The sequence below is a fragment of the Ferrovum myxofaciens genome, assembly GCF_000735045.1.
GTDB classification, from domain to species: domain Bacteria; phylum Pseudomonadota; class Gammaproteobacteria; order Burkholderiales; family Ferrovaceae; genus Ferrovum; species Ferrovum myxofaciens.
On sequence record NZ_JPOQ01000600.1, the window covers coordinates 1 to 253 of the forward strand.

Sequence of the window (253 nt, forward strand, 5' to 3'; positions counted from 1 at the left end):
CAGTTCAGGTAACTCTGGGGGGTGTAATTTGTACGAGCTCAACGACCTTTACATCAGGAATCCAGCGGCAAGGGCTGAGATAAATGAGGTGTTGATAAGGCGTGGCATCTGGGTTAATGGGATATAGGGTTGGAATTTTCGTTCACGTTCCAGAAGTAACGCGAGATCCAATATACTCTGCCCACGCATTCATGAGTGGCCTGCGCTGTTCCAGTAAATCGGTGCGGTGATAGGCTGCTTCAACCTTGTTTTT

General features: G+C 48.2%; 1 protein-coding gene. It reads right to left on the reverse strand.

The annotated features are described in order from the left end of the window. Positions 1-142: 142 nt before the first annotated feature. A partial coding sequence (locus IV91_RS19975; protein WP_411464116.1) for a hypothetical protein occupies positions 143-253 on the reverse strand: 111 nt, incomplete at its 5' end.